The following is a 6,790-nucleotide window of genomic DNA, read 5'->3' on the forward strand; positions in this document are numbered from 1 at the left end:
ATTGCATGAAAACTTGTCAACGCCCGTGCTGACGGGCATACAACGCCGCATGGGTTTGAACCATGCGTCACGCATTCTACTCTGCGTGCTCGGCGCCGGCCTGGTGGCGTGGCTCGACTTCATCACTGGTGCCGAAATTAATATCTCGATCTTCTACCTCCTCCCGATTGCGGTCGTCGCGTGGCACTATGGGCGCATCGCGGCGTTGGGCACTGCGGCCCTGGCCGCGTTGATTTGGCGCTATATGGAACACTTGAGCGGCCCGGAGTATTCTTCGACGGCGATTGCCGTATGGAACGTCGTGGTCCGGTTTTCGTATTTTAGTATTGCGGCGTTGGCACTCGATGTTGTGCATCGTCAAACGATTCTGCAGACTGCCCGTACGGTGCAGCGCGCCACCGAAGACCAGTTGCGGCTACTTGCAGGCCGTTTGCATCAGGGGCGAGAGGAAGAGCGCATCGCATTGGCGCGCGATGTTCACGACAACTTTGGGCAGGCGCTGACTGGACTCAAATTAGAGGTTGTCGCGTTGCAGCGCCACACTGCGACCGCCGATACAACACAACAGACAGCACTCGCTGCAAAATTCGCAGGCATCACCCAGACAATCGACGGCGCCATCAATGAAGTGCGCCGCATTGCCACCGGCTTACGTCCGCCCGTCCTCGACACGATGGGCTTGTACGCCGCAATCGAGTGGCAAGCGCGCGATTTTCAGGCCCGCACCGGAATCACTTGCGACTGTACGGTCCCGAAAGAAGAAGCGGCGCGGACGCCGCACGCAGGGATTGCCGTATTTCGTATCGTGCAAGAGATCTTGACGAACATTCAGCGTCACGCCAACGCCACCCGCGTCGTGCTGCTCGTGTATCACACGCCGGAACAGACCATCTTCGAGGTGCGGGACAATGGACGTGGCATTCGACTGCAAGAGAGTGAAAGTCTGCAGGCCATCGGGCTCTTGGGTATGCGCGAGCGCGCCCAAGGGATCGGCGGCCTGATCGCAATTGAAGGAATCCCGGAACACGGTACGACGGTCCGGCTGACGATCCCGTGGAAAGGAGCCGCTCATGACACGCATCCTGATCGTGGATGACCACGCCGTGGTTCGCCGCGGGATCCGACATCTCCTGGAAACAGCGCTAGCCGACGCCGTGATCGATGAAGCGGGCAGTGCTGAAGAATGTCTTGGGTTGGCAGCGACCAACACCTGGGCGCTGGTCATTCTTGATCTGTCATTGCCTGGACAAAGCGGCATGGAACTGCTCAAGTGGTTTAAGGCACGATGTCCCACGGTCCTGATTCTGGTCGTCAGCATGCATCCGGAGGATCAATTCATCGGACGAGTCTTGCGCGCCGGGGCGGCAGGCTATCTATCGAAAGAGACCGCCCCCGAAGAATTGGCCTGTGCGGTGCGTGACGTGTTGGCAGGACGGATTTACGTAAGCCCACAAGCTCGGACCAATATGGACTGGTTGGCGACGCCGGACACTTCGTATCCGTTGCATCATCGCCTCTCGGACCGGGAACTCGACGTGATGCTGGCCCTCGCGAACGGCAAGAGCGTCACCGAGATCTCCCAGAAGCTCTCGCTCAGCGTCAAGACCGTCAGTACCTATCGCAGTCGGATCCTAGAAAAGCTGGGATTGACCTCGAACGCGGAACTCGTTCGCTACGTGTTACAACACGACTTGATTGATTCCTAATCGTCGACCGCACGCAACATGCGATTCACATCAGGCATAAAGTCACCGGCAAAGCCGGATCCTCCCGGGCACTACGCACACGTTGCCGAAAAATAAAGCGCCCGATGGGTTTCCCCATCGGGCGCTTAGTAAATCCCGGCAACGTGCTACTCTCCCACGGATGATGACCCGCAGTACCATCGCCGCTGAGGGGCTTAACGGCCGTGTTCGGAATGGGAACGGGTGTGACCCCCTCGCTCAAGTCACCGGAAATCGAATGTCAATACGTAGAAATTTCAGACCGGGCCTCTTAGTGCATGTCCACTCGAATTTGTTGCCCGCCAGAGGCGGACAACAAATATTTGGCCAAGCCGAACGGGCAATTAGTACCGGTTAGCTCGAAACCCCTTACAGGGCTTCCACATCCGGCCTATCAACCTGGTAGTCTTCCAGGGCCCTTCGTACCCGTCTTGCGACGAGTTGGGAGATCTAGTTTTGAGGCGCGTTTCCCGCTTAGATGCTTTCAGCGGTTCTCGCATCCGCACATGGCTACCCAGCCGTGCCACTGGCGTGACAACTGGTAAACCAGAGGTGCGTCCATCCAGGTCCTCTCGTACTATGGACAGGACCTCTCAAATCTCCTACACCCACGACAGATAGGGACCAAACTGTCTCACGACGTTTTGAACCCAGCTCGCGTACCGTTTTAATTGGCGAACAGCCAAACCCTTGGGACCGGCTTCAGCCCCAGGATACGATGAGCCGACATCGAGGTGCCAAACTCCCCCGTCGATATGAACTCTTGGGAGGAATCAGCCTGTTATCCCCGGCGTACCTTTTGTCCGATGAGCGATGGCCCTTCCATACGGGACCACCGGATCACTAGGACCTGCTTTCGCATCTGCTTGACTTGTAGGTCTCGCAGTTAAGCACCCATTTGCCCTTGCGCTCGTCGGCTGGTTTCTAATCAGCCTGAGGGTACCATCGCGCGCCTCCGTTACTCTTTTGGAGGCGACCGCCCCAGTCAAACTACCCACCAGACATTGTCCTCGACCCGGCTTCACGGGTCAGAGTTAGAATTTCAGAATTCTCAGGGTGGTATTTCAAGGTTGGCTCCACCGAGGCTGGCGCCCCGGCTTCAAAGCCTCCCACCTATCCTACACAGACAACCCCGAAATTCAATGCCAAGTTGTAGTAAAGGTGCACAGGGTCTTTCCGTCTTGCCGTGGGTAGACGGCATCTGCACCGTCAGTACAATTTCGCTGAGTCTCTGGCCGAGACAGTGTGGCAATCGTTACGCCATTCGTGCAGGTCGGAACTTACCCGACAAGGAATTTCGCTCGATTCATCTTATTCGTTTCCGAAAAAGTCGGACTTTATCTTTCTCATGCCTCGATTCATGCCGGCAGCAATTTTTTGTATCTGCTGGATTCCGGCGCCGCTCAAATGCTTTCCATTCTGCATCAGGAGCAGCACATCACGGAATTTCATGAAATCGAGATGTTTCTTCGTGCGCAGCGGATGTTGTTCGAAAAAAGGGATGATGATCTTTCCCAGATGCTCAACATCTCTGACACGAAATGCCATTCGGTCCCCATGATTGCTCCGTACCACCCCACACCCGAAATAACTCTTCAGTGCGTGCAGGATTTGCACATCGCGTTCATGCTGAACGACGGTAAATTCCGGATGCACTTGATAGCCAGCGGTCATGTCGGTTCGCGGATTCAGGCCGACAAAAAAACAGCCCTCACCATCGACAAAACCGACCACCCACTGACTTTCCAAGCGTTCCTTTTTTGCATGAGACTGAACGTGAAGTCTCTGAGGGTTCTCCATATGGAGCCTTCCCTGCGGATTGTCCCCTTGTCTCAGAGATTTTGACTGTTGAGCACTACACGTACTTCACTCAACGAGTACTCCAGAGCTGTATGAGGAGTTTCCCGCATATAGTTCAGTTTTACTAAGGCTAGCGATCGTTAACCTTAGGACCGTTATAGTTACGGCCGCCGTTTACCGGGGCTTCAGATCAGAGCTTCTCCTTGCGGATGACCCCTCACCTTAACCTTCCGGCACCGGGCAGGCGTCAGACCCTATACGTCGTCTTCACGACTTTGCAGAGTCCTGTGTTTTTGGTAAACAGTCGCTGCCACCGTTTCTCTGCGACCTACAGAGGCTCCATCCGTGCGGATTTCACCAGCGTAGGCACGCCTTCTTCCGAAGTTACGGCGTCAATTTGCAGAGTTCCTTAGCCAGAGTTCTCTCAAGCGCCTTGGGCTTTTCGCCCCACCCACCAGAGTCGGTTTCCGGTACGGGCACCTCATACACTATCGGCGGAGCTTTTCTCGGGAGCTGGACTCAACGACTTCAGTAGCGGTTACCCGCCACCTCGGCATCACCTCTCGGAATTAATCCACCGGATTTACCTGGCGGATCTCCCTACAAGCTTGCAGTGCCATCCAATAGGCACCTCGTATATCCTTCTCCGTCCCTCCTCCGACTAGCGTGCATGCGGTGGTACAGGGATATTAACCTGTTATCCATCACTTACGCCTTTCGGCCTCAGCTTAGGACCCGACTAACCCTGGGCGGATTAACCTTCCCCAGGAAACCTTGGGTTTTCGGCGAACACGTTTCTCGCGTGTTTTAACGCTACTCATGCCAGCAGAAGCTCTTCCGATACCTCCAGCCGTCCTTTCGGTCGACCTTCGCAGGCGTACGGAATGCTCCCCTACCAATTGACGATCCGAGGACCGACAAGTCCGCATCTTCGGCACATTGCTAGAGCCCCGTTACATTTTTGGCGCAGAACTACTCGACCAGTGAGCTGTTACGCTTTCTTTAAAGGATGGCTGCTTCTAAGCCAACCTCCTGGCTGTTTGTGCGGTTCCACATCCTTTCCCACTTAGCAATGATTTTGGGGCCTTAGATGGCGGTCTGGGCTTTTTCCCTCTCGACGACGAATGTTATCACTCGCCGTCTGCCTCCATGTGCTATCAACGCGGTATTCGGAGTTTGTTTGGGTTTGGTAGTCTGGTAGGACCCCTAGCCCATTCAGTGCTCTACCCCCGCGCGACCATCACACAGGCTATACCTCAATATATTTCGGGGAGAACCAGCTATCACTGAGTTTGTTTAGCCTTTCACTCCTACCCACAACTCATCCGAGGATTTTGCATCATCCACCAGTTCGGGCCTTCATCAGCCTTTCGGCTGACTTCACCCTGGTCATGGGTAGATCACTCAGCGTCGGGTCTATTCCCTGCAACTAAACGCCCTTTTAAGTCTCGCTTTCGCTGCGGCTCCGGGGTTTGAGAACCCTTAACCTGGCTGCAGAAAATAACTCACTGGCTCATTATGCAAAAGGCACGCGGTCACACATTCCTTGCCTTGCGGCAAGGCATAGTGCTCCCACTGCTTGTAAGCATACGGTTTCAGGTACTTTTAACTCCCCTCCCGGGGTGCTTTTCACCTTTCCCTCACGGTACTAGTTCACTATCGGTCGCTTGCGAGTATTTAGCCTTGGATCATGGTCGACCCGGATTCCCACAGGATTTCTCGTGTCCCGTGGTACTTGGGATACCGCTAGAGGACTTTGGGATTTTGGTTACAGGGCTATCACCTTCTATGGCCGGCTTTCCAGCTCGCTTCACCTATCCCGCAGTCATCCCATGTCGCGGTCCCGCAACCCTCAGGCCACCGAAGTGGCCCAAGTTTAGGCTCTTCCCCGTTCGCTCGCCACTACTAGGGGAATCTCGATTGATGTCTTTTCCTGGGGGTACTGAGATGTTTCACTTCCCCCCGTTCGCCGCGCTCACCTATGTATTCAGTGCGCGCTAATCCGTCTTTCGACGGATTGGGTTTCCCCATTCGGACACCTCCGGTGTATAGCTTCGTTGGCAGCACACCGGAGCTTTCGCCGCCTCGAGCGTCCTTCATCGCCTGCAAGCGCCTAGGCATCCACCGTATGCTCTTCATAGCTTGACCAAAGTCAAGTCGAGAGAAACATGCATTCAATAAGAGACCCAGTCTGAAATGTACTACGTATTGTATTGACGTTATTAACTTGTCAAAGAACGGACTTCAAAATTTCTGTGGAGCCGACCGGGTTCGAACCGGTGACCTCCTGCTTGCAAAGCAGGCGTTCTCCCAACTGAACTACGGCCCCCGGCGGAGCCCATCTATTTTCTAATTTCCATTTTCGACTGTAGAAAATCGAAAATGGAGGCGACCTTCTGGTCGGTGGGCCCGGGTGGACTCGAACCACCGACCTTACGCTTATCAGGCGTACGCTCTAACCACCTGAGCTACGAGCCCGGTTCGTCCTGCAAGAACGACACAGGACAGCCCCCTCAAAACTAAATAGGATGTACTGACAGTGTGACCAACAAGCTCCGAAGAGCTGGCTTGACCATTCGGATAACCTACTCTTTCGAGCAGGCAAATCCTTAGAAAGGAGGTGATCCAGCCGCACGTTCCCGTACGGCTACCTTGTTACGACTTCACCCCAATCATCGCCCATACCTTGGGCTCACCGAAGCGAGACTTCTGGTATAGACAACTTTAGTGGTGTGACGGGCGGTGTGTACAAGGCCCGAGAACGTATTCACCGCAGCATTCTGATCTGCGATTACTAGCGATTCCAACTTCAAGGAGTCGAGTTGCAGACTCCTATCTGAACTGGGGAAGGGTTTCTGAGATTAGCTCCCCCTCGCGGGTTTGCGACCCTTTGTCCCTCCCATTGTAGCACGTGTGTCGCCCTGGGCATAAGGGCCATGATGATTTGACGTCGTCCCCACCTTCCTCCGGTTTGACACCGGCGGTCTCTCTAGAGTGCTCAGCATGACCTGTTAGCAACTAGAGACGAGGGTTGCGCTCGTTGCGGGACTTAACCCAACATCTCACGACACGAGCTGACGACAGCCATGCAGCACCTCTGCCGCCGCCGGCCTTGCGGCCGAACCCAGGATCTCTCCCGGTGGCAACGGCAGTTCAAACCCCGGTAAGGTTCTTCGCGTTGCGTCGAATTAAACCACATGCTCCACCGCTTGTGCGGGCCCCCGTCAATTCCTTTGAGTTTCAGCCTTGCGGCCGTACTCCCCAGG

At 55.1% G+C, this 6,790-nt stretch carries 2 protein-coding genes, 2 tRNA genes and 3 rRNA genes; 2 read left to right on the forward strand and 5 right to left on the reverse strand.

The window, feature by feature from the left end; all coding sequences use genetic code 11:
- Positions 1-49: 49 nt before the first annotated feature.
- Both HY696_09965 and HY696_09970 read left to right on the forward strand, forming a co-directional pair.
- Positions 50-1,096 carry a sensor histidine kinase gene (locus tag HY696_09965; GenBank protein MBI4238724.1) on the forward strand — a complete coding sequence of 349 codons (1,047 nt, stop codon included), beginning with the start codon at positions 50-52 and terminating at the stop codon, positions 1,094-1,096.
- Positions 1,071-1,706, forward strand: a complete 636-nt coding sequence (locus tag HY696_09970) for a response regulator transcription factor (protein ID MBI4238725.1) — start codon at positions 1,071-1,073, stop codon at positions 1,704-1,706. The genes HY696_09965 and HY696_09970 overlap by 26 nt, the downstream gene beginning before the upstream one ends.
- Before the next feature lie 133 nt (positions 1,707-1,839).
- Here HY696_09970 and rrf read toward each other — a convergent pair.
- The 5 genes from rrf to HY696_09995 form a co-directional block, all read right to left on the reverse strand.
- Positions 1,840-1,956 (reverse strand): 5S ribosomal RNA (gene rrf, locus HY696_09975).
- Positions 1,957-2,043: 87 nt separating this feature from the next.
- Positions 2,044-5,675 (reverse strand): 23S ribosomal RNA (locus HY696_09980).
- 105 nt (positions 5,676-5,780) lie between these two features.
- Positions 5,781-5,853, reverse strand: a tRNA-Ala gene (locus HY696_09985).
- 75 nt (positions 5,854-5,928) lie between these two features.
- Positions 5,929-6,002, reverse strand: a tRNA-Ile gene (locus tag HY696_09990).
- A 128-nt stretch (positions 6,003-6,130) separates the two neighbouring features.
- Positions 6,131-6,790, reverse strand: a 16S ribosomal RNA gene (locus HY696_09995); the annotation flags it as partial.

The organism is Deltaproteobacteria bacterium, from assembly GCA_016210045.1.
Lineage (GTDB): Bacteria > UBA10199 > UBA10199.

Bases quoted from the DNA above. Each gene is read 5' to 3' on its own strand.
- HY696_09970 (MBI4238725.1), top strand. From the start codon at position 1,071: ATGACACGCATCCTGATCGTGGATGACCACGCCGTGGTTCGCCGCGGG.
- HY696_09965 (MBI4238724.1), top strand. From the start codon at position 50: ATGGGTTTGAACCATGCGTCACGCATTCTACTCTGCGTGCTCGGCGCC.